Annotated in this window: 23 protein-coding genes and 1 tRNA gene; 10 read left to right on the top strand and 14 right to left on the bottom strand. The window is 73.3% G+C overall.

Features of this window, described 5'->3' with window-relative positions:
• Nucleotides 1-14: 14 nt before the first annotated feature.
• Both ACZ6Y1_RS31850 and ACZ6Y1_RS31845 read right to left on the bottom strand, forming a co-directional pair.
• Nucleotides 15-800 (bottom strand): SDR family oxidoreductase, encoded by a 786-nt coding sequence (locus ACZ6Y1_RS31850; RefSeq protein WP_469637932.1) that lies wholly within the window; start codon nucleotides 798-800, stop codon nucleotides 15-17.
• Complete coding sequence (locus ACZ6Y1_RS31845) at nucleotides 797-1942, bottom strand: acyl-CoA dehydrogenase family protein (protein WP_469637928.1); 1146 nt, start codon at nucleotides 1940-1942, stop codon at nucleotides 797-799. The genes ACZ6Y1_RS31850 and ACZ6Y1_RS31845 overlap by 4 nt, the downstream gene beginning before the upstream one ends.
• A gap of 46 nt (nucleotides 1943-1988) precedes the next feature.
• On the opposite strand from ACZ6Y1_RS31845, the gene ACZ6Y1_RS31840 reads away from it, so the two are divergent.
• Genes ACZ6Y1_RS31840 through ACZ6Y1_RS31830 form a run of 3 tightly spaced genes read left to right on the top strand, consistent with a single transcriptional unit; the run spans nucleotide 1989 to nucleotide 5013 of the window.
• Nucleotides 1989-2852 (top strand): enoyl-CoA hydratase, encoded by an 864-nt coding sequence (locus ACZ6Y1_RS31840; protein WP_469637926.1) that lies wholly within the window; start codon nucleotides 1989-1991, stop codon nucleotides 2850-2852.
• Nucleotides 2852-4033, top strand: coding sequence for an acyl-CoA dehydrogenase family protein (locus ACZ6Y1_RS31835; RefSeq protein ID WP_469637924.1), 1182 nt, complete (start codon nucleotides 2852-2854; stop codon nucleotides 4031-4033). The genes ACZ6Y1_RS31840 and ACZ6Y1_RS31835 overlap by 1 nt, the downstream gene beginning before the upstream one ends.
• Nucleotides 4033-5013: an acyl-CoA dehydrogenase family protein gene (locus ACZ6Y1_RS31830; protein ID WP_469637921.1), complete on the top strand. Its 981-nt coding sequence runs from the start codon at nucleotides 4033-4035 to the stop codon at nucleotides 5011-5013. Before ACZ6Y1_RS31835 ends, ACZ6Y1_RS31830 begins: the two co-directional genes overlap by 1 nt.
• Here ACZ6Y1_RS31830 and ACZ6Y1_RS31825 read toward each other — a convergent pair.
• Together ACZ6Y1_RS31825 and ACZ6Y1_RS31820 are read right to left on the bottom strand one after the other, a co-directional pair.
• Entirely contained in the window at nucleotides 4995-5351 is a 357-nt protein-coding gene (locus ACZ6Y1_RS31825) for a YrdB family protein (protein WP_469637918.1), read from the bottom strand. The genes ACZ6Y1_RS31830 and ACZ6Y1_RS31825 overlap by 19 nt on opposite strands.
• Before the next feature lie 56 nt (nucleotides 5352-5407).
• Complete coding sequence (locus ACZ6Y1_RS31820; protein ID WP_469637915.1) at nucleotides 5408-6130, bottom strand: class I SAM-dependent methyltransferase; 723 nt, start codon at nucleotides 6128-6130, stop codon at nucleotides 5408-5410.
• A gap of 89 nt (nucleotides 6131-6219) precedes the next feature.
• On the opposite strand from ACZ6Y1_RS31820, the gene ACZ6Y1_RS31815 reads away from it, so the two are divergent.
• The gene (locus ACZ6Y1_RS31815) at nucleotides 6220-6684 is read left to right on the top strand and encodes a hypothetical protein (RefSeq protein ID WP_469637912.1); all 465 of its coding nucleotides are present in this window, start codon (nucleotides 6220-6222) and stop codon (nucleotides 6682-6684) included.
• Nucleotides 6685-6751: 67 nt separating this feature from the next.
• On the opposite strand, the gene ACZ6Y1_RS31810 is transcribed toward ACZ6Y1_RS31815, so the two are convergent.
• Both ACZ6Y1_RS31810 and ACZ6Y1_RS31805 read right to left on the bottom strand, forming a co-directional pair.
• On the bottom strand, nucleotides 6752-7117 hold the full coding sequence (locus ACZ6Y1_RS31810) for a hypothetical protein (protein ID WP_469637909.1): 366 nt from the start codon (nucleotides 7115-7117) through the stop codon (nucleotides 6752-6754).
• A 43-nt stretch (nucleotides 7118-7160) separates the two neighbouring features.
• Nucleotides 7161-7712, bottom strand: a complete 552-nt coding sequence (locus ACZ6Y1_RS31805) for a hypothetical protein (protein ID WP_469637906.1) — start codon at nucleotides 7710-7712, stop codon at nucleotides 7161-7163.
• A 42-nt stretch (nucleotides 7713-7754) separates the two neighbouring features.
• Here ACZ6Y1_RS31805 and ACZ6Y1_RS31800 point away from each other — a divergent pair.
• A tRNA-Ser gene (locus ACZ6Y1_RS31800) sits at nucleotides 7755-7828 on the top strand.
• Between the two features lie 4 nt (nucleotides 7829-7832).
• Here ACZ6Y1_RS31800 and ACZ6Y1_RS31795 read toward each other — a convergent pair.
• From ACZ6Y1_RS31795 to ACZ6Y1_RS31785, 3 genes are read right to left on the bottom strand one after another with little or no spacing between them, the layout of a single operon-like run.
• Nucleotides 7833-8708 (bottom strand): alpha/beta hydrolase, encoded by an 876-nt coding sequence (locus ACZ6Y1_RS31795; RefSeq protein WP_469637903.1) that lies wholly within the window; start codon nucleotides 8706-8708, stop codon nucleotides 7833-7835.
• Nucleotides 8705-9436, bottom strand: coding sequence for an SDR family NAD(P)-dependent oxidoreductase (locus tag ACZ6Y1_RS31790; RefSeq protein WP_469637900.1), 732 nt, complete (start codon nucleotides 9434-9436; stop codon nucleotides 8705-8707). Before ACZ6Y1_RS31790 ends, ACZ6Y1_RS31795 begins: the two co-directional genes overlap by 4 nt.
• 3 nt (nucleotides 9437-9439) lie before the next feature.
• A complete protein-coding gene (locus ACZ6Y1_RS31785) occupies nucleotides 9440-10567 on the bottom strand; it encodes an LLM class flavin-dependent oxidoreductase (RefSeq protein ID WP_469637897.1) in 1128 nt (375 codons plus the stop codon).
• 109 nt (nucleotides 10568-10676) lie between these two features.
• On the opposite strand from ACZ6Y1_RS31785, the gene ACZ6Y1_RS31780 reads away from it, so the two are divergent.
• Nucleotides 10677-11297: a PadR family transcriptional regulator gene (locus ACZ6Y1_RS31780; RefSeq protein WP_469637894.1), complete on the top strand. Its 621-nt coding sequence runs from the start codon at nucleotides 10677-10679 to the stop codon at nucleotides 11295-11297.
• On the opposite strand, the gene ACZ6Y1_RS31775 is transcribed toward ACZ6Y1_RS31780, so the two are convergent.
• On the bottom strand, nucleotides 11207-11779 hold the full coding sequence (locus tag ACZ6Y1_RS31775; protein WP_469637890.1) for a flavin reductase family protein: 573 nt from the start codon (nucleotides 11777-11779) through the stop codon (nucleotides 11207-11209). The genes ACZ6Y1_RS31780 and ACZ6Y1_RS31775 overlap by 91 nt on opposite strands.
• Nucleotides 11780-11877: 98 nt before the next feature.
• Between ACZ6Y1_RS31775 and ACZ6Y1_RS31770 the strand changes: the two genes are divergently transcribed.
• The 4 genes from ACZ6Y1_RS31770 to ACZ6Y1_RS31755 are packed head-to-tail and all read left to right on the top strand — an operon-like array spanning nucleotide 11878 to nucleotide 15996.
• Complete coding sequence (locus ACZ6Y1_RS31770; protein WP_469637888.1) at nucleotides 11878-13455, top strand: FadD3 family acyl-CoA ligase; 1578 nt, start codon at nucleotides 11878-11880, stop codon at nucleotides 13453-13455.
• A complete protein-coding gene (locus ACZ6Y1_RS31765; protein WP_469637885.1) occupies nucleotides 13452-14702 on the top strand; it encodes an acyl-CoA dehydrogenase family protein in 1251 nt (416 codons plus the stop codon). Before ACZ6Y1_RS31770 ends, ACZ6Y1_RS31765 begins: the two co-directional genes overlap by 4 nt.
• Before the next feature lie 14 nt (nucleotides 14703-14716).
• On the top strand, nucleotides 14717-15445 hold the full coding sequence (locus tag ACZ6Y1_RS31760) for a VWA domain-containing protein (RefSeq protein WP_469637880.1): 729 nt from the start codon (nucleotides 14717-14719) through the stop codon (nucleotides 15443-15445).
• Between the two features lie 35 nt (nucleotides 15446-15480).
• Nucleotides 15481-15996 (top strand): pyridoxamine 5'-phosphate oxidase family protein, encoded by a 516-nt coding sequence (locus ACZ6Y1_RS31755; protein WP_469637877.1) that lies wholly within the window; start codon nucleotides 15481-15483, stop codon nucleotides 15994-15996.
• Here ACZ6Y1_RS31755 and ACZ6Y1_RS31750 read toward each other — a convergent pair.
• The 4 genes from ACZ6Y1_RS31750 to ACZ6Y1_RS31735 form a co-directional block, all read right to left on the bottom strand.
• The gene (locus ACZ6Y1_RS31750; RefSeq protein ID WP_469637874.1) at nucleotides 15989-17293 is read right to left on the bottom strand and encodes a DUF1906 domain-containing protein; all 1305 of its coding nucleotides are present in this window, start codon (nucleotides 17291-17293) and stop codon (nucleotides 15989-15991) included. The genes ACZ6Y1_RS31755 and ACZ6Y1_RS31750 overlap by 8 nt on opposite strands.
• Before the next feature lie 419 nt (nucleotides 17294-17712).
• Nucleotides 17713-18729, bottom strand: a complete 1017-nt coding sequence (locus ACZ6Y1_RS31745; RefSeq protein ID WP_469637872.1) for an ABC transporter permease subunit — start codon at nucleotides 18727-18729, stop codon at nucleotides 17713-17715.
• A complete protein-coding gene (locus ACZ6Y1_RS31740; RefSeq protein ID WP_469637869.1) occupies nucleotides 18726-19586 on the bottom strand; it encodes an ABC transporter ATP-binding protein in 861 nt (286 codons plus the stop codon). The genes ACZ6Y1_RS31745 and ACZ6Y1_RS31740 overlap by 4 nt, the downstream gene beginning before the upstream one ends.
• Nucleotides 19583-19996, bottom strand: a complete 414-nt coding sequence (locus ACZ6Y1_RS31735) for a GntR family transcriptional regulator (RefSeq protein ID WP_469637866.1) — start codon at nucleotides 19994-19996, stop codon at nucleotides 19583-19585. Before ACZ6Y1_RS31735 ends, ACZ6Y1_RS31740 begins: the two co-directional genes overlap by 4 nt.
• Nucleotides 19997-20180 lie beyond the last annotated feature (184 nt).

The following is a 20180-nucleotide window of genomic DNA, read 5'->3' as shown; positions in this document are numbered from 1 at the left end:
GGCCCATTCTGCGGCTACGCGTGCTGGCTGCTGACCGAGACGGTCTCGCCCGTCATGTACGACGAGTAGCCGCTGGCCAGGAAGACGATGACGTTGGCGACCTCCCAGGGCTCGGCGTACCGCCCGAAGGCCTCGCGGGAGGTGAGTTCGGCGAGGAGTTCCTCGCTGGTCACCTTCACCAGGTGCGGGTGCATGGCCAGGCTCGGGGCGACCGCGTTGATCCGTACGCCGAACTCGGCCGCCTCCAGGGCGGCGCAGCGGGTCAGTGCCATCACGCCGGCCTTGGCGGCGGCGTAGTGGGCCTGGCCGGTCTGGGCGCGCCAGCCGATGACGGAGGCGTTGTTGACGACGACCCCGCCCGCGGTGCCGGCGGCCCTGAAGGAGCGCAGGGCGGCGCGGGTGCAGCGGAAGGTGCCGCCCAGGGTGACGTCGAGGACGCGGCCCCACTGTTCGTCGGTCATGTCGACGAGGTTCGCGGTGCCGCCGAGTCCGGCGTTGTTGACGACGATGTCGAGGGCGCCGTGGGTCCGTTCGGTGAGCGTGAACAGGGCCTGGACCTGCTCCTCGTCGGTGACGTCGCACGGGAGGGAGGTGACGCGGTCGGCGCCGAACTCGGCGGCGAGGGCGTCCTCGGTCTCCTTGAGGCGGCGGGCGTGGGCGTCGCTGATGACGACGCGGGCGCCTTCCTCCAGGAAGCGGCGGGCGGTGGCGCCGCCGATGCCGGCTCCGGCGGCCGCGGTGATGACGGCGGTGCGGCCCTTCAGCAGGTCGTGCCCGGGGACGTAGGTGGGGGTGTTCACGCCCGTACCTCCTTGGGAAGGCCGAGGATCCGCTCGGCGATGAGGGTGCGCTGGATCTCGTCCGAGCCCGCGTAGATGGTGTCGGCGCGGGAGAAGAGGAAGAGGCGCTGCAGGTCGTCGAGGTCGTACGGGTCCCCGTGCGCGCCGGTCGCGAGGAGCGAGGGGGCTCCGCAGACGTCCATGGCGAGTTCGCCGAGGTCGCGGTGCCAGCGGGCCCAGTACAGCTTGGCCACGGAGGGCGCCGTGGGGCGCTGGGCGGTGGCGCGCATGGTTTCCAGGCCGATCCAGGCCTGGACGAGCCGGTCGCGGATCAGCGGATCGGCGAGGGCACCGTTGGCGCGGGCCAGGCCGGCGAGGTTGTCGAGTTCGCGGCGGAAGCCGACCTGCTGGCCGAGGGTGGAGACGCCGCGCTCGTGGCCGAGGGTGGCCATGGCGATGTTCCAGCCGTCGCCGGGGGCGCCGACGACGTGGGCGGCGTCGGTGCGGGCGCCGTCGAAGAAGACCTCGTTGAACTCGGAGGTGCCGGTGAGCTGGACGATGGGCCGGGCCTCGACCCCGGGCTGGTCCATGGGGACCAGGAGGTAGGACAGGCCCGCGTGGCGGCGCGTGCCCGGTTCGGTCCGGGCGAGGACGAAGCACCACTGGGCCTCGTGGGCGAGGGAGGTCCAGGTCTTCTGGCCGTCCACCACCCACTGTCCGTCCCGGAGGGCGGCGCGGGTGCGGACGCCCGCGAGGTCGGAGCCGGCGTCGGGTTCGCTGTAGCCCTGGCACCACAGCTCTTCGACGGCGCGGATGGGCGGCAGGAAGCGGCGCTTCTGCTCCTCGGTGCCGTGGTCGATGAGGGTGGGGCCGAGGAGCTGTTCGCCGATGTGGTTGACGCGGGCGGGGGCGTCCGCGAGGGCGTACTCCTCGTGGAAGGCGATCTGCTCCTCGGTGCTCGCGCCGCGGCCGCCGTATGCGACGGGCCAGCCGAGGCAGGTCCAGCCGTGGGCGGCCATGTGCCGTTCCCAGGCGAGGCGTTCGGTGAAGGCCTCGTGCTCCCGGCCCGGTCCGCCGCGGCCCTTGAGGGCGGCGAACTCGCCGGTGAGGTGGGTCCTCAGCCAACTCCGAACCTCGGTGCGGAACTCCTCGACGCTGCTCATGGCCGTACGTTAACCTACCAAACACTTGTTAGGGAAGGATCCAGGGATGCCCGACGACACCCCCCATGACACCCGCGACACCCCCGTGCTCTACGAGCGCCGCGGCCCGGTCGCGTACGTGACCATGAACCGCCCCCGCTACCGCAACGCGCAGAACAGCGCGATGACGTACGCCCTCGACGACGCCTTCTACCGCGCCGCCGACGATCCCGAGGTGAAGGTGGTCGTCCTGGGCGGGGCCGGTGAGCACTTCTCCGCGGGCCACGACATCGGCACCCCGGAGCGCGACGCCCACCTGCCCTTCGAGCGGCGGGCCGGGCTGTGGTGGGACCACTCGCGGCGTGCGGGCGCCGAATCCCGCTTCGCCCGCGAGTCGGAGGTGTACCTGGGGATGTGCCGGCGCTGGCGGGAGCTGCCGAAGCCGGTGATCGCCTCGGTGCAGGGGGCCTGCGTGGCGGGCGGGCTGATGCTGGCCTGGGTCTGCGACCTGATCGTGGCGAGCGAGGACGCCTTCTTCGCCGACCCGGTCGTCCGGATGGGCATCCCGGGCGTCGAGTACTTCGCGCACCCGTGGGCGATGCCCCCGCGGATCGCGAAGGAGTTCCTGTACACGGGCGACCGGATGCCGGCCCGCCGGGCGTACGAGATCGGCATGGTCAACCGGGTCGTGGAGCGGGCCGCCCTGGCGCAGGAGACCGCCCGCCTCGCCCTGCGCGTCGCCGGGATGCCCGGCTTCGGCCTGGCCCTGACCAAGCGGGCCGTCAACCAGGCCGAGGACCTCCAGGGCCTGCACACCGGCATGGACTCGGTCTTCGGCCTGCACCACCTCGCGCACGCCCACAACGCGGAGACGGCCGCGGACCCGCTCGGCGGCATGGACGTCACCGCCATGAAGGAGGCGAATGCCTGATGAACCTCGACCACGCACCGGATGTGGAGGCCTTCCGGGCCGAAGCACGGGCCTGGCTCACCGCCCACGTGCCCGCCGACCCCCTGCCCTCCCTGGAGACGGAGGAGGGCTTCGCCGCGCACCGCGCGTGGGAGGCCCGGCTGCACGCGGACCGCTGGTCGGTGGTGTCCTGGCCCGAGGAGTACGGGGGCCGGGGCGTCGACATCGTGAAGTGGCTGGTGTTCGAGGAGGAGTACTGGGCGGCGGGCGCGCCCGGCCGGGTCTCCCAGAACGGCATCAACCTCCTCGCGCCGACCCTCTTCGACCACGCCACGGACGGGCAGCGGGCGCGGGTGCTGCCCTCCATGGCGAGCGGCGAGGTGATCTGGGCGCAGGCCTGGTCCGAGCCGGAGTCGGGCTCCGACCTGGCCTCGCTGAAATCGCGGGCGGTGCGCACCGGGGGCGGCTGGCTGCTGTCCGGGCAGAAGACCTGGTCCTCGCGGGCCGCCTTCGCCGACCGGGCCTTCGGCATCTTCCGTACCGACCCGGACGCCGCCAAGCCGCACCAGGGGCTGACGTACCTGATGTTCGACCTGCGCGCGCCGGGGGTGACGGTGCGGCCCATCGGCCGCCTCGACGGCAAGCCGGCCTTCGCCGAGCTCTTCCTGGACCAGGTCTTCGTTCCGGACGAGGACGTGATCGGCGAGCCGGGGCAGGGCTGGCGGATCGCGATGTCCACCACGGGCAACGAGCGCGGGCTCACCCTGCGCTCCCCCGGCCGGTTCCTGGCGGCCGCCGGCCGGCTGCGGGCCCTGTGGGAGGCGGCCGGCGACCCCTCCGACACGGCGCTGCGCGACCGGGTGGCGGACGCGGTGGTCGGGGCGCGCGCCTACGAGCTGTTCACCTGGGCCAGCGCCTCCCGCTTCGCGGCGGGGGGAGGGGGCGCCCCCGCTCGAACGGAGCCGAGAGTGGGGGACCTCGGCGCCGAGTCCAGCCTGAACAAGGTGTTCTGGTCCCAGTACGACATCGCCCTGCACGAGACGGCCCTGGACCTGCTCGGCGCGGACGCGGAGCTGGCGGAGGGCGAGTGGGCCGAGCCGTGGGTCTTCTCCCTGGCCGGGCCGATCTACGCGGGCACGAACGAGATCCAGCGCGACATCATCGCCGAGCGGCTGCTCGGCCTCCCGAAGGGCCGCCGCTGATGCGCTTCCTGCTGACCGACGAACAGTCGGACTTCGCCCGTACGCTGCGCTCCCTGCTCGGGGCGGCGGAGGTGCCCGCGGCGGTACGGGCCTGGGCGGACGGCGAGTACGGCCCGGGGCGGACGGTGTGGTCCCGCCTCGCGGAGACCGGCCTGTTCGCGCTGGCCGCGGCCGAGGAGTACGGCGGCGCGGGCCTGCTGCCGCTGGAGCTGGCCCTGGGCTTCGTGGAGCTGGGCCGGGCCGGGGTGCCGGGGCCGGTGGTGGAGAGCGCGGCGGTGTCCGTACTGCTCTGCGGACTCGGGGACGAGGCGGTGGCCGAGCGTTTCCTGCCCGGGCTGGCCGGGGGCGGGACCTCGGCGACGCTGACCCTGCCCGGCGGGAGCCCGTACGCCCTGGACGCGGACGCGGCCACGTACTGCTTCACCGTGTCGGAGGCGGATGAACTGCGTCTGGCGGAGGGCGGGGAGCCGGCGGCCTCCCTGGATCCGGCGCGCAGGCTCTCGGTCCCGGCGCCCGGCGGCGAACTGCTCGCGGCCGGCCCGGCCGTCACGGCGGCAGCGGAGGCGGCCGGCCTGTGGGCGCGGCTGCTGACGGCGGCCCAGTGCCTGGGGGTGGGTGAGGCGCTGCTGGCCCGGACGGTGGAGTACGCCAAGCAGCGCACCCAGTTCGGGGCCCCGATCGGCTCCTTCCAGGCGGTCAAGCACCGCCTGGCGGACACCCTGCTGGGCCTGGAGTTCGCCCGGCCGCTGCTGTGGGCGGCCGCCCTGAGCCTGTCCCCGGCGGACGTGGCGGCGGCCAAGCTGACGGCGGGCGAGGCGGCGTACGCGGCCGCCCTGAGCGCCCTGCAGCTCCACGGTGCCGTGGGCTACACCGAGGAACTGGACCTCTCCCTGTGGCTGCGCAAGGCCCGCCCGCTGCGCGACGCGTGGGGCGGGCCGTCGGCCTGCCGGGCGGAGGTCCTTCAGCCGCGGCTGCGGTAGTAGACCGCCAGGGCGTTGTTCAGCAGGACGATCCCGCCGAACCACAGGGCCCCGGCCCGCCACCCGACCGCGTACAGCGCGAGGGTGGCGGACCCGAACACCAGCACCTTGACGGCGATCTGGACGAGGAGCGGTACGTCGTAGGTGGCCTTGGGCGCGGCGAACATGCCCCAGAGCGCGGCGGCGGCGAGCGGGGCGGCCACCGCGAGGCCTATGGACCAGCCCCGGCCGACGTCCCGGGTCCAGCCCCACCGGGCCAGGGCGGCCAGGGCCGCGAGTTCCAGGAAGAAGGCGAGGCCCTCGTTGGCGAGGAAGAAGAGCCGCAGGATGGAATTCATGGGGCACAACCTGGCGGACCCCGCCCCGGGGCGTCCACCGATTACCGGGGGCCGTCTCACATCACGGCGAGCTTCAGCGTGACCACGTAACTCTCCTCGACGGTGCCGTCGGGGAACAGGGTCTCCAACCGGGCCCGTTCGGCGTCGAGGAAGGTACGGGTGCCCTCCTCGCCGAGCAGCAGGAAGGCGGAGTGGCTGGCGGTGTTGGCGAGGTGCATGGCGAGGGGGATCCGCCGGGACCACCGCACTTCGCGGGTGATGACGTCCAGCCCGTCCAGGGACTCCCGGGTGGGGAGCCCGGTGGCCCCGAAGAAGGCGCGGAGCCGTTCGTCCTGCTCGGCGATCCAGGGGACGCCTGTGTCCAGGTCGTTCCACCAGAGCGCGAGCGCGCCGCCGGGCCGCAGCACACGGCGGGCCTCCGGGACCGACCGGGTGGCGTCGGTCCAGTGCCAGGCCTGGGCGTACGTGAGGAAGTCGAACGCGGCGCCCGCCAGCGGCAGCCGGTCCCCGTCGCCGCGTACGACCGGGATCCCCGGGTTCGCCGGCCGGAACTCGGCGGCCATCCCGTCCCCGGGCTCCACGGCGAGCACTTCGGCCCCGCGCTCGCGCAGCAACGCGGTGGCGATCCCGGTCCCGGCCCCCACGTCGGCCACACGCGCCCCGGCGAGCGGCCGTCCCGCGAGCTCCTCGACGGCGTCGAAGAGGGCGGGCGGATAGCCGGGCCGGTTCGCACGGTAGAGCGCGGCGGCGGCGTCGAAGGAGCGGGCTCGTTTCGTCATGGGGTCAACGTAGGGAACCGACAAGGGATCTGATGGCATCCCTAGTGAACGGACGTACGACGGACGACGCAGAACGAGGTACAGCGAACATGCGAAGCACGACCACCGGGATGATGACGCTGTGCGCGGCGGCGGCTGCGGTGCTGCTCACCGGCTGCGGCAGCGACGCCCCGAAGCCCGCCGCCGACCAGGGGAAGGCCGCGGCCTCCCCGAGCGCCGCCCCCGCGTCCTCCGCACCGGCGGGCAAGTCCGGCGGCGCGACGCACGAAGTGACCCTGGAGGTCGGCGGCACGGGCAGGACGGCGGTCATGTACAGCGGCATCGGCAGCGGCTTCGAACAGCAGACCCTGCCGTGGACCAAGTCGGGCACCGCCGAACTCACCCCCGCGGAGCAGAAGGTGGGCTACCTGGTGAACGTGGTCCCGGGAACGATCACCGGCCCCGACGGCAAGCTCCAGCAGGCGCCGTGCGTGATCAAGGTCGACGGCAAGAAGGTCGTGGAGAGCGACGGCGTCACCCAGACGAAGGGCTGCTCGTACCTGATCAAGCAGTAGGACATCCGGCGGGCGGTGGTCCTGGCCCCGGACCGGGCGGGGCCCCGGACCGGGCAGTCCTCCCGGTTCAGGCCTCCGGGCGGAACTCGTGCACGACCTCGATGCGCCCCACGATGTGCCGGTTGAACTCATCGAGCTCCTCGGCCGGGACCCACAGCTCCAGGATGGTCCGGCCGCCGGCCTGCTGGACCGGGTAGCGGGTGAGGAACTCCGTCTCGACCTCGAACCGGGTCACGAAGCCCGCGCCGTCGTGCTTGACGTTCCAGTCGCGGGCGATGCGGACCGCGTAGTCCTCGTTCATGACCGGGTAGAAGATCGGCTGCTCGGGCAGGCGCGGGGGCCAGGCCCGCCAGTCGAGGGCGCGGACCAGGTCGAGCTCGACGGGGCCGGTGGGGCGCCAGAGGGTGGTCGTGGGTTCGGCCGTGGTGGACATGCCGCGACCCTAGGGTTCAGACCCCGGCCCTGACCAGCGGGTTTCAGTCGCGGGGGCGGCGCAGGGAGAGGCGGCCCACGAGCGCCGTCTGGAACAGCAGGAGCGCGGCCGTGCCCGCCGCCTGCCAGAGGGGTTCGGACGGGCGGGGGCCGGGCGACCAGGCCGGGCCGTCGGGGTCCGCGGTGACCGTGAGGCGGGCGCCGACCGCGAGGTCCCTCGACAGCGAGCCCGGCAGGTCCCGGCCCGCCTGTGTGCGCAGGCGCAGGGACGGGGAGAGGCCGGAGCCGTCCTCCACCATGGTCCGCGAGATCACCACCGCGGCCTCCTCCCGGCCCCGGTCGTGGAGGGTGTGCCGGTCCCAGGCGGCCCCGCCGGCCCACACCACCCCCACGGCGACGAGCGCGACGGCGGTGCGCGCCACGAACTCGGCGCCGGTGCCGTGCGGTACGGCGGCGCCGATGACGAAGACGGCGAGCAGGACCGGGATCCACGCCCCCTCGGGGCCCCGCAGCAGCCAGATCGCCGCGAACTCCGCTGCCAGGAGCAGGCAGTTGCGCAGCAGCGCCCCCGGCAGCCTCCGTATCGCTTCAGCCATGGACACATCATGCCTGGGCTGCCGTCTGAGATCACCGGCTGGGCGGGGTCGTAGCACAGAGGCAGTGCGCCTGCTCCACTGAAGGAGGACGCCGGTTCGAACCCGGCCGCCCCGCCCCCCTCATCCGACCGTCGCGACCCACGCCGCCGCCGCCCGCAGGGCCTCGGCCCCGGCCGGGAGCGACAGCCCCAGGAAGCCGTGGAAGACGCCCGGGTGGAGCTGGACGGTGCAGTCCACTCCGGCCGCCGCCAGCCGGCGCCCGTACGCGAGGCCCTCGTCCCGCAGGAGGTCGCAGTCGGCGAGGACGATCAGCGCGGGCGGCAGACCCGACAGGCCGGGGGCGTGGAGCGGCGAGACGTGCGGATGCGCAGGGTCGCCGCCGTACTGGTCCCAGTACCAGGCCATGTGGGCGGCGGTGTGGAAGTACCCCTCCGCGTACGTCTCCACCGAGGCCGAGCCCATCGAGGCGTCCAGCGGCGGATAGAACAGCAGCTGGCCCGCCGCGAGTCCGGACGCGCGCAGGGCGGTCACGGCGGCCAGGTTGCCCCCGCTGGAGTCCCCCGCCAGCACCACCCGGTCCGCGTCGCAGCCCAGCGCGGCGGCCTCGGCGCGGGCCCACAGCAGTACGGTCAGCGCGTCGTCCGGCGCCGCCGGCCAGGGGTGCTCCGGGGCGAGCCGGTAGTCGGCGGAGACGACCACCGCGCCCGAGGCCGCCGCCAGTCGGCGGCACAGCGCGTCGTGGGTGTCGAGCCCGCACATCACCCAGCCCCCGCCGTGGAAGTACACGACCAGGGGGCGGCCGCCGGCGCCCGGCTCGGGGTCGTAGACCCGGACCGGGACCCCGTCGGCCACCGCGTCGTACACGGAGGCCAGGTCCGGGCCCGGCGGCCCGGGTACGGCGGCCGCCCGCAGGGCCGCCACGTCGCCGGGCCCGGGGAAGCCGGCCGCCATCGCGTCGCACAGCCGCCTGGCCTGCGGTGAGAGCCCGTCGCTCATGCGGTCGTCATCCCGCCGTCGACGGTGAACTCCGTGCCCGTCACGTAGGAGGACGCGTCGGAGCACAGGAAGAGCACCAGCTCCCCGACCTCCTCCGGCCGCCCCATCCGCCCGAGCGGTACGTGCGACCAGTCGCGGCCCGCGACCGCCTCCGCCACCATCGGGGTGTCGATGGCCCCCGGGTGCACCGAGTTGACCCGGATCCGGTCCCCGGCCAGGTCCAGCGCCGCCGACCGGGTCAGTCCGCGCAGCCCGAACTTGGTCGATCCGTAGGCGGCGTGGCCCGGGATGCCGACCAGTCCGGCCGTGGAGGAGATGTTGACGATCGAGCCGCCCCCGCCCGCCCGCAGCACGGGTGCCACCGCCTGGATGCCGAGGAACGGCCCGAGCAGGTTGACCCGCAGCAGGGTCTCGAAGTCCGCCAGGGACTGCTTCTCGACGTGGGCCGTGCGCCACAGGGCCGCGTTGTTGACCAGGGCCGAGAGCGTGCCGAAGGCCGACACCGCCGCATCGACGGCACCGGCCCAGCTCGCCGCGTCGGTCACGTCGTGCTGTACGTACAGGCCCTGGTCGCCCAGCGAGGCGGCGACCGTCCGGCCCTCCTCCTCCCGCACGTCCGTGACGACGACCCGTGCGCCGGCCTCGGCGAACAGGCACGCTTCGGCGGCGCCCTGGCCGCGTCCGGCTCCGGTGACGAGGACGACCTTGCCTTCCAGGGAGATGCCCATGGCTCAGCGCTCCGATTCCGTCGCGCGGAAGTGCGGGATGACCTTCTCGCCCCACTGGCGGATGGTCTCCAGGCAGGCCTCCTGCGGGACCGTACCCATCTGGATCAGGCACATCACCTCGTCGACGCCGATCTCGCGCAGCTGCTCGACGTACGCGATGGCGGTCTCGGGGCTGCCGTAGGCGTGCTCCGCGTTGTAGGTGCCGGTGTCGACGGGCCGGGCCGGGATGCTGGCCTCGTGGAGCCTGGCGACGAGTTCCTCCCGGCCCTGCGCCAGGGCCGCGACGTGGTCCTCGTCCTCCGCGTAGCCGGTGGGTGCGGGGGCGTTGCCGTACCAGTGGGCGATGGATTCGGCGAAGAACCGCTGGCCGCGCGTGCCGAGGCGCAGCGCGCGCTCGGCGTCGTCGAGGACGATGGTCGGGCAGAGGGCGGAGAGGTGGTCGTTGACCTCGGTCGAGACGAGGCGTTCGCCGGTGCGGGTCGCGATGGCCTCGTCGTAGACCTTGCGCATGGCGCGCACGTCGTCGGCGCCCGCGAAGCCCATCACCAGGGCGCCGATGCCGAGTTCGGCGGCGAGCTTGAGGGTGTCGTGCTTGGAGCAGGCCATGAAGAGCGGCGGGTGCGGGTCCTGGACGGGGCGGGGCAGGATCGCGCCGGGGCCGATGTCGATGGAGCCGTGCCATTCGAACTCCGGCTCCCGCCAGGCGGCGGCGAAGATCCGCAGAGCCTCCTCCATCTGCGGGTAGGTGTCCTCGGGCTTCACCCCGTACATGGACATCTCCTGGCGGGTGGCGCCGCGCCCGGCGCCGATGTCGACGCGGCCGCCGGAGAGGACGTCGAGCATCGCGGCGCGCTCGGCGACGCGTACCGGGTGCTGGTAGCCGAAGGGCATGGTGACGACGCCGTGGCCGATGCGGATCTTCCGCGTACGGGCGGCCACCCAGGTGAGGAAGATCTCGGAGGCGCTCATGTGGGCGTACTGGGTCAGCGAGTGGTGCTCGACGGCCCAGATCCGGTCGAAGCCCATCTCCTCGGCGAGGACGGCCTGTTCGACGCAGTCGTGGATGACCTGGCGCTCGCGCTCGGGGGTCGGGTCGACGAGCTGGGCCTCGAAGATCATCGAGAACTTCACGGGGAGGTCCCTCCATCCGGGGGATTCACTATTTCGAATAGGAATACTTCTAGCAGTCATACCCCTCAGGGGGAAGGGCGCCGCGGGGACCGGTCGTAGACTGCGCTGCGTGGCAGAAGAGAAGGCGGACGAGACGACAGGCGGGGCGGACAGGCCCACGCTCCCGGCGACCAGCTGGGCGGTGCTCGGGCTGCTCTCCTTCGGGGAGGAGCTGTCCGGGTACGACCTGAAGAAGTGGTCGGACTGGTCGCTGCGCTTCTTCTACTGGAGCCCGTCCTTCAGCCAGATCTACAGCGAGCTCAAGCGCCTGGAGAAGGCCGGCTACGCCTCCTCCCGCATGGTCAGCCAGGACACCGGCACCCGCGACAAGCGGGTCTACCGGATCACCGGCGAGGGCATGGCGGCCGTACGGGAATGGGCCCGCGAGGCCCCCGTGGATCCGCCGGTCCTCAAGCACGGGCCGATGCTGCGGCTGTGGCTGGGCCACCTGCTGGAGCCCGAGCAGATGCGGGAAGTCCTGGTCCAGCACCAGGAGTTCGCGGAGAAGATGCGCCGCCGGGCGGTGGCCGACGTGGAGGGCGCGCAGGACGAGTCCGCCTGGGCGTACCCGACGCTCACGCTCAAGTGGGCCGAGCGTTACTACGCCTCCGAGCGCGACCTGGCCGCCGCCATGCTGGAGGACATCGAGGAGCTCGCCGCCGCCCGGGGCGAGCGCGGCAAGCGCCCGTAGGCGCGCCGGAAGTAGAGCAGCGGCGGCTCGCCCGCCCGGTGCGCGGTCAGGGCGGTGACCCTGCCGAGGGCGATCTCGTGGTCGCCGCCGTCCAGTACGCCCTCCAGGTCGCACTCGATGCTCGCGAGCACGCCGTCGAGCAGGGGCGCGCCGTTGGCGCCCGCCCGCCAGCGGACCCCGGCGAACTTGTCGCCGCCCGTGACCGCGAAGCCGCGGCACAGTTCCCGCTGGTCGGCGGCCAGGATGTTGACGGCGAAGGCGCCGGCCGCCCGGATCCCCGGCCAGGTGCCGGAGGTGCGGGCGGGGCAGAAGCAGACCAGCGGCGGGTCCAGCGAAACCGATGAGAAGGACTGCACGGCCATCCCGACGGGACGGCCGTCGCCCTCGCGCGCCGTGATGACGGCGACGCCGGTGCAGAAGCTGGACAGGACCGACTTGAGGTCCTCCTGGGTCTGCCTCTGTGTCTGGGTCCGGGTCTCCACGGGAGCCTCCAAATATTTCTACTAGGTATATGCCTAACCGAAACACCTGTGATTGGATACCGCCCACGCTCGCTCGTCAAGTAGGGAGGGTTCGTCCGATGCCACCGCCACTGCCCACTACGCTCGCCCGGCTCCCCGAGTACGCGGCCGCCGCGTACGGGGAACGGGAGGCGCTCGCCGACGGGGAGGTCCGCTGGACCTTCACCCGGCTCGCCGCCGAGATAGCCGCCGCCGCCCGCGCGGCCATCGCGCACGGCATCCGGCCCGGGGACCGGGTGGCCGTCTGGGCGCCCAACAGCCGCCGGTGGATCACCGCCGCCCTCGGCGCGGCCGGCGCGGGAGCGGTCCTCGTACCGGTCAACACCCGCTACAAGCCCGCCGAGGCCGCCGACGTCATCCGGCGCAGCGGCGCCCGCGTGCTCTTCACCGAACGCGGCTTCCTCGGCACGGACTACGTCCACGAACTGCACGCCTCCGGCGAGGACCTCGGCGCGCTCGGCTCCACCGTCGTCCTGCGCGGCGGGAGCGGCCCCGAGTCCTGGGAGGCGTACCTGGCCGGCGGGGAGTCCGTCACCGAGGCGGAACGGCTCGCCCGCGCCGACCGCATCCGCCCGGGCGATCTCAGCGACATCCTCTACACCTCCGGCACCACCGGCCGCTCCAAGGGCGTCATGACCACCCACGGCCAGACCCTGCGGCTCTACGCCTCCTGGTCCGAGCTGGTCACCCTGCGCCCCGGGGACCGCTACCTGCTGGTCAACCCCTTCTTCCACACCTTCGGCTACAAGGCCGGGGTCCTGGCCTGCCTGCTGCGCGGGGTGACGATGCTCCCGGAAGCGGTCTACGACACCGACCGCATCCTGGCCCGGATGGCCGCCGAACGCGTGACCTGCCTGATGGGCCCGCCGACCGTCTTCCACGGCCTGATCCGGCACCCCGCGCTCTCTGCGCACGACCTGTCGGCCCTGCGTCTGGCCGGCACGGGAGCGGCATCCGTCCCGACCGCGCTGGTCGAGGAGATCCGCTCCGTGCTGGGCGCGCCCGACGTGTTCACCGCGTACGGGCTGACGGAGTCCGGCGGGGTCGTCTCCGTCTGCCCGACCGACGCCGACGCCGAGACGGTCGCCCACACCGTCGGCCTGCCGCTGCCCGGCACCGAGGTGCGGATCGCCTCCCCGCTGGGCGAGGTGCTGCCGGCCGGGCAGCCGGGCGAGGTGCAGGTGCGCGGCTACCACGTCACCCCCGGCTACCTGGACGACCCCGCCGCCACCGCGGAGGCCGTGCTGCCGGGCGGCTGGCTGCGCACCGGGGACATCGGCGTCCTGGACGGGCGCGGCTACCTCTCCATCACCGACCGGCTGAAGGACATGTACGTGGTCGGCGGGTTCAACGCCTACCCGGCGGAGGTGGAGAACGTCCTGCTGACCCATCCGGCCGTCGCCGACGCGGCGGTGGTCGGCGCCCCGGACGAGCGGCTGGGCGAGGTGGGGGTGGCGTACGTGGTCACCTCCGGCCCGCCCGTCACCCCCGCCGAACTCACCGAGTGGAGCCGGGAACGACTGGCCAACTTCAAGGTCCCGCGGCGGTTCCACCTGGTGGCGGAGCTCCCGCGCAACGCGGGCGGCAAACTGCTGAAGGCGCATCTGCGGCGGGCGGCGCGGGGGGAGGACGCGTGAGCGGCCTGGAATGGACGCCCGAGCAGCGGGAACTCCGGGACGCGGTGCGCGCGGTCCTCGCCCGCCACCCCGGCCACGAGGCCTGGGCCCCGCTGACGACCCAGGTGGGGGCGGCCGCACTGGCGGTACCGGAGGAGTACGGCGGCCTGGGCTGCGGACCGGTAGAGGTCGGCGTGGTCATGTCGGAACTGGGCCGCGCGCTGAGCCCGGTCCCGTACCTGGGCTCCGCAGTCCTGACCGTGCAGGCCCTCCTGGCCTCCGGCCACCCGGAGGCGTGCGCCCGCCTCCTGCCGGCCCTGGCCGAGGGCTCCCTGCTGGGCGCCCTGGCCTGGGCCGAATCCCCTCGCGGGGCGCCGACCGAAACCGGACCGGCCCCGACCCCGACCCCCGGCGGCGACCTCCCCGCGAGCCCGGGCCCGGGCCCGGGCGCGGGGGGCGGGCCGGGGGCGCTCGTCGGCGGGGGTGCGGGGCGCGGCCCCGGTCCCCGCCCCGGGGGCTGGGAGGCGGCCGACATGGCGACCCTCGCGGAGCCGGACGGCGACCGGTGGCTGCTGACCGGCACCAAGCGGTACGTACTGGCCGGTCCGGCCGAACCGGGACTCGTACTGGTCCTCGCCGCCATGACCGACGGCCCCGCACCCGCCGCCACCACGCCCGGCCAGGGCAACGGCAGGCTAGGGCTGTTCGAGCTGACGGAGCCGCCCGCCGCCTGGACCGCCCGGGCCACCATGGACCGCACCCGCCCCCTCGCCGAGCTCACCCTCGCGCGGACCCCGGCCCGGCTGCTCTCGCCCGACGGCGCCGGAGTCCTGGCCCGGGTACGGGACCTGGCCTGCACCGCCCTGGCCGCCGAGCAGGCGGGGGCCGCCGCGCGGGCGCTGGAGTCCACGGTCCGGTACGCGAAGGACCGGCACCAGTTCGGCCGGCCCATCGGCTCCTTCCAGGCCGTCAAGCACCGGCTCGCCGACATGTACACGGCCGTGGAGTCGGCCCGCTCCACGGCCCTCGCCGCCGCGGCGGCCGACGCCCCGCCCCACCTGGCCGCCGCCGCCAAGTCGGCCTGCTCGCAGGCGTACTCGTACGTCGCCGGGGAGATGATCCAGCTGCACGGCGGCATCGGCATCACCTGGGAGCACGAGGCGCACGAGTTCTTCAAGCGCGCCCACGGCTCCGCCCTCCTCTTCGGCTCCCCCGCCACCCACCGTGCCCGGCTCGCCGCCCAACTCGGATACGCCGACGTCAGTTGACGTAACCTCGGCGCATGACGCGCAGCGCGATAAACCTCCGCAAGGTCGAAGAAACGGCTCCGGCGCTCGTGAGCCTCTACAAGAGCGCCGGGGTCTCGCTGCGCAAACACGGAATGGAGGACGGCCGCGCCGCCGTCTACCTGGTCCTGGACTACTCGGGGTCGATGAAGCCGTACTACGCCGACGGCAGCGTCCAGGCCCTCGCCGACCGGGTGCTGGGCCTGTCCGCGCACCTGGACGACGACGCCCGCGTGCCCGTGGTCTTCTTCTCCACCGACGTCGACGCGGTGGAGGAGATCTCCCTCGCCGGCCACGAGGGCCGGGTCGACGCCATCGCCTCCCGCCTCGGCCACATGGGCAAGACCGCCTACCACGCCGCGATGGACGCCGTCATCGACCACTACATCGACTCGGGCTCGACGGCGCCCGCCCTCGTCGTCTTCCAGACCGACGGCGGCCCGATCAACAAGCTCGCCGCCGAGAAGTACCTGTGCAAGGCGGCCCGCCTCCCCCTCTTCTGGCAGTTCGTCGGCTTCGGCAACACCCGCAGCTCGCAGTTCGACTTCCTGCGCCGCCTCGACGAACTGCCCGTACCGGAGCGCCGCCAGGTCGACAACGCCGGCTACTTCCACGCGGGCGAGGACCCCCGCAAGGTCCCGGACGCGGAGCTGTACGACCGCCTCGTCGGCGAGTTCCCGGCCTGGCTGGCGGCGGCCCGCGCCGCGGGGATCGTGCGCGCCTGACCTGCGACCGACGGGGCCCGCGCTTTGATGGACGTATGACGCACACCAGCTGGGCAGTCTTCGAGAAGGCGGAACCGGAGTTCGCGGCGGCCGTCCAGGCCCGTTTCGCGCAGTACCCGCACCACGTCCTGGCCACCCTGCGCAAGGACGGCTCGCCCCGGGTGGCCGGACTCAACGTCGACATCCGGGGCGGGGAGCTGTGGCTCGGCATGATGCCGGGGTCGATGAAGGCCAGGGACCTGCAGCACGACCCGCGCTTCGCCCTCCACACGAACCCGGGCGCGGGCGACCGGATGCCCGAGGGGGACGTACGGATCTCCGGCCGCGCGCTGGAACAGCTCGACCCGCCCGAGCTGCACCGGTACGCGGAGGAGACGGAGACCCCGCACCCCTTCCACCTCTTCTACGCCGACCTGACCGAGGTCGTCCGCGTCACCGTGCAGGGCGACGAACTGGTCATCCGCTCCTGGACCCCGGCCCACGGCCTGCGCACCCTGCGCCGGGGCAACGACGACGAGCCCCCGCGCGAGGACCCGGCGCCGGCTAGCTGAGCGGCAGCGGCACCGGAAGCGGGAGGATCCCGCCGCCACCGCCACCACCACCACCGAGCACGGACGGATCGACGTCGACCCAGTTGCGGTCGATGTTCAGCGTGACCTCGCCGTACGAGGCGTCGTGGTCCCCCCGGAACTGGTGTGCCCGGCGCCGCCCCGACCACTGGCCGGTGCCCGGGGGCAGGCCCATGTCCGCGTCCGTCACGGACGCCGCGCCGTTCCACCGGGCCACCCACAGCACGTCCGGCATGACGTCGGGGGCCTGCTGGTGGTAGGCGCTCAGCGCCTTGGCGCCGGAGCTCGCCGAGACGTAGGCGCCGGAGCGGTATCCCAGGGCGTGCAGCCGTGCCGTCCAGGCGGTCAGGTAGGCGACGACCGGATCGTCCCAGGTGTCGCGGTCCGTGTAGTTCTCCAGGTCGTTGTAGAGCACGGTGCCCGCGCCGAGCCCGAGCGAACGGGCGGCGTCCACCGCGCCCTCGGCGGCGGCGCGGCCCTGCCCGTCGGCCTCGGCGAGCTCGGTGGACAGTCCGGTGCTGGAACTGCGCCAGGGCTGCGGGCCGACCCAGATGGGCATCAGGTGCCACCCTGCCCCGGCCTGCCGCGTGACCCACTCGGCGGTGAGCTGCGGCTGGGCGCAGGCCCGCGCGCGGCCGCCGATGTAGATGCCGACCGCGCCGAAGGGGGATTCGGCCTTCCAGGCGTCCATGGCCCGCTGGGTCGGGGCGGTGCAGGCGTCGAAGCCTTGGCCGGTGAAGGGCTCCTGGGCCTTCGCCGCGCCGGCGGCCACGGCGGGCACGACGACGTCCAGGGGACGGCCCCCGGCCACGGCGGTACGGGCCGCCCGGGCGAGGATCCCCCGCACGGCGTCGGGCGCGTCCCCGTAGGACACGGTGGCCACGACCCCGGCCCGGCGCAGTTCGTAGCGCAGCTCGTTGCTGTCGACGCGGGGCAGGGCCGCGGACAGGTCGCCGATGGTCGGGATGTCGGCACGCGGCGGGGCCCCGTCGAGGGGTTCGAGGTGGAGGGTGTCGGCGCGGCGGACGGCGGCGCGGCCGGTGCAGCTCGCCTGGGTGCCGGCGTGGCCGAGGTAGAGGGTGGGGACGTCGAGGCGCAGACAGGCACCGGGCTCCCGGTCGAGGTCGACGACGCGCCAGTTCGCGGGGACGTCGATCCGGAGTCCGTGGTACTCGACACTCCGCGTGTCGGCGGGGCCGGCGGGGCCGGCTGTGGCCGGCGACACGGGGATCAGCAGCGAGGCGCCGAGGAGCGCGCTCAGCATGGTTCGGGTGGGCATGTGACCCACTGTTACCAGAGGGTCACATCCCCAACTGCACGCACCGGCCGCCGACATGCCCCGTACGGCCTACGGGAAAACCCAGCCCCTCCGGCGATTGAGGAGCGGGGTCTGGGGCGGAGCCCCGGTCTTTGAGCCGCTCCGGACAGCGGACAGCAGCAAAATCCAGCCCCTCCGGCGATTGGGGAGCGGGGTCCGGGGCGGAGCCACGGGTGGGGAGCCGCACCGGACAGGCGACGGGAACTCCAGCCCCGCCGACGATTGAGGCGCGGAGCCGGGGCCCCGGAAGGCGCCGCACCGGCAGCGACTCCACCCGCACGAGTGAGCCCAGCTCGGTAAGGTCGGCAAGGGAAGGGCGGCCGAAGCCAGTTGCGTTGGCTTCGGCCGCCCCTCCCCCGGTTGGTCCACCGGGCCGCCGGTCAGGCCACCCGCCGCCGCAACCACCACGCGCAGACGCCCGCCAGTAGCCCGGACAGCGCGAGGAAGATCCCCGTCTCGATCCACTGGAAGGTCCAGTAGCGGTCCGCGGGCTGGTAGGCCACCTTGATGTGCAGATCCGACTTCGCGAAGCACTCGAAGGGGTCCATGGTGGGTTTCGCACAACCTTGGGTGCCGCCGACCTCCCGGCCCGAGGAGTCGAGGACCCGGCCCGGGTCGGAGACGACCCAGTCACCGGCCCTGAACACCCCCACCTCCAGGCGGGTGTCGTCACCGGACCCCAGCAGGTGGACGTTCAGCCCCTGCCAGCCCTCCGTCGGGGCCCCCATCTGCACGGCGAGCGAGGAGAGCGCGACGTCGGCGCGCTCAGGCGCCATGTAGTACGGGCGGATCGCCTGGGGGACCAGGATCTGGATCGCCGCGAAGGCGACGAGCGTGGCGGCCATCGCGGGCACGGTGCGGCGGATCAGCAGTCCGGCACACACCCCGAAGGTGAAGGCGAACACGCCGTAGCCGATCGGCGCGATCGCCCGCCCGCCGAACGCCATCGCGGTGAACCGGTCCACGTTGATCCGGTCGACCGGACTCGCCCACCAGGTCACCAGCAGGGTGAGCAGTCCCATCACGACGACGACCACCAGGCCGACGGCAACGAGCTTGACCATGAGCCAACGCCCGCGGGTGATGCTCTGGTTCAGGACGAGACGGTGGGTGCCGGTCTCCAGTTCGCGGGCGATCAGCGGAGCTCCCCAGAAGATCCCGAGGATTCCGGGCACGAGGATCAGCGCACTCGTGACGCCGTAGGCGAGGGTCTGGTACTCGGAGAGCAGCGCGTCCTTGGCCCTCTGGCAGGCGTCGCCCTGGCAGTGGGCGACGGTGCTGTCGTAGAGGTCCCGGATCTGGAAGCCGGTGACCAGGAGGAAGACCGCGAACCCGGCCACGGCGGCCAGGGTCACGATTGTCTGCACGCGGTATTGGCGCCAGGTCAGCCAGATCATCGCCGGGGCTCCTGACTCATGTAGGTGAGGACGAGGTCCTCCAGGCTGAGCGGATCGAGGACCCAGGAGGGATCCTGGACCGGCTTCTCGGCCCGCACGATGAAGGTGCTCTGCCGCTCGGTGTGGGTCTCGTGGATGACCCGCATGCCCTCGGGCAGGGTGCCGGCGTCCCGGCGGGCGGTGGTGAGCCGGAAGTGGCCGGCGAGCAGGTCGTCGACGTCGCCCGCGACCTGGACCCGGGAGGCGACGAGCGAGACCAGGTGGTCGCAGACCCGTTCCAGGTCGGAGACCAGGTGGGACGAGAGCACGACGGTGGTGCCGTGTTCGGCGACGTACTCCATCAGGCCCTGGAGGAACTCCCGCCGGGCCAGCGGGTCGAGGGCGGCGACGGGTTCGTCGAGGATCAGCAGCTCGGGCCGCTTGGCCACGGCCAGGGTCAGGGCGACCTGGGCGCGCTGCCCGCCGGACAGCTTCCCGGCCTTCTGAGCGGGGTCGAGTCCGAGCTGCCGGATCCGCTCCTCCGCCAGGGCGGCGTCCCATCCCGGGTTGAGCCGGGCCCCCAGCTTCAGGTGGTCGGCGACGGACAGTCCCGCGTAGGTGGGGGTGTCCTGGGCGACGAACCCGACCTTGGCGAGCTGCTCACGCCCCGACCCGGGCCGTCCGCCGAGCACTTCGATACTGCCGGAGGTCGGGCCGATCAGCCCGCAGGCCAGCTGCAACAGGGTTGACTTTCCAGCTCCGTTGGGGCCGACCAGGCCGATGACCCGCCCGGCCGGCAGGCTCAGTGTGCACTCGCTCAACGCCTGTTTGCGGCCGTACCGCTTGCCCAGCGCGTGGGCTTCCAATATCGCCGTCATTTCCCCTCTTCGGTTTTCGCGTGCGTGTGCGTACTGCGATCACGGAAGGTGCTCCGGAACAGCGCCTCGATGCTCTCCTCGTCCAGTCCGGCGCTCCGCGCCTTCTCCAGCCACAGCTGCAACTCCCGCCGCAGCGGCTCGTGTTCGGACAGGGAGGCGTCGTCGCCGAGGGTCCCGGAGATGAAGGTCCCGACTCCGGGCTTCTTGGCGACCAGGCCCTCGTACTCCAGCTCCCGGTACGCCTTCAGCACGGTGTTCGGGTTGATCGCCACGGAGGCGGCGACGTCCTTGACCGTGGGAAGCCGGTCCCCCTGCGAGAGCAGCCCCAGCCGCAGCGCCTGGCGCACCTGATGGACGAGCTGCATGTACGGGGCGACACCGGACCGGGCATCGAGGTGAAACTCGATCACTGCCCACCTCTATTCATCTAGCTTCCTAGCACTATAGGACTATGCGTGTGCCGCTGCCGTCAAGACGTGGGGTCAAGTGCCTGGTGCGGCGCCGTTCCGGGGGCTCCGCCCCCGCGCCCCCGCGCCTCAAACGCCGGCGGGGCTGGGGGGTGTCCCCGGGCGGGACCGGCCAGTTGGGGCGGGG

The organism is Streptomyces sp. NPDC053432 (assembly GCF_055585365.1).
Note: the sequence above shows the minus strand (reverse complement) of the source record. Positions and strands in the feature narration are given on the sequence as shown.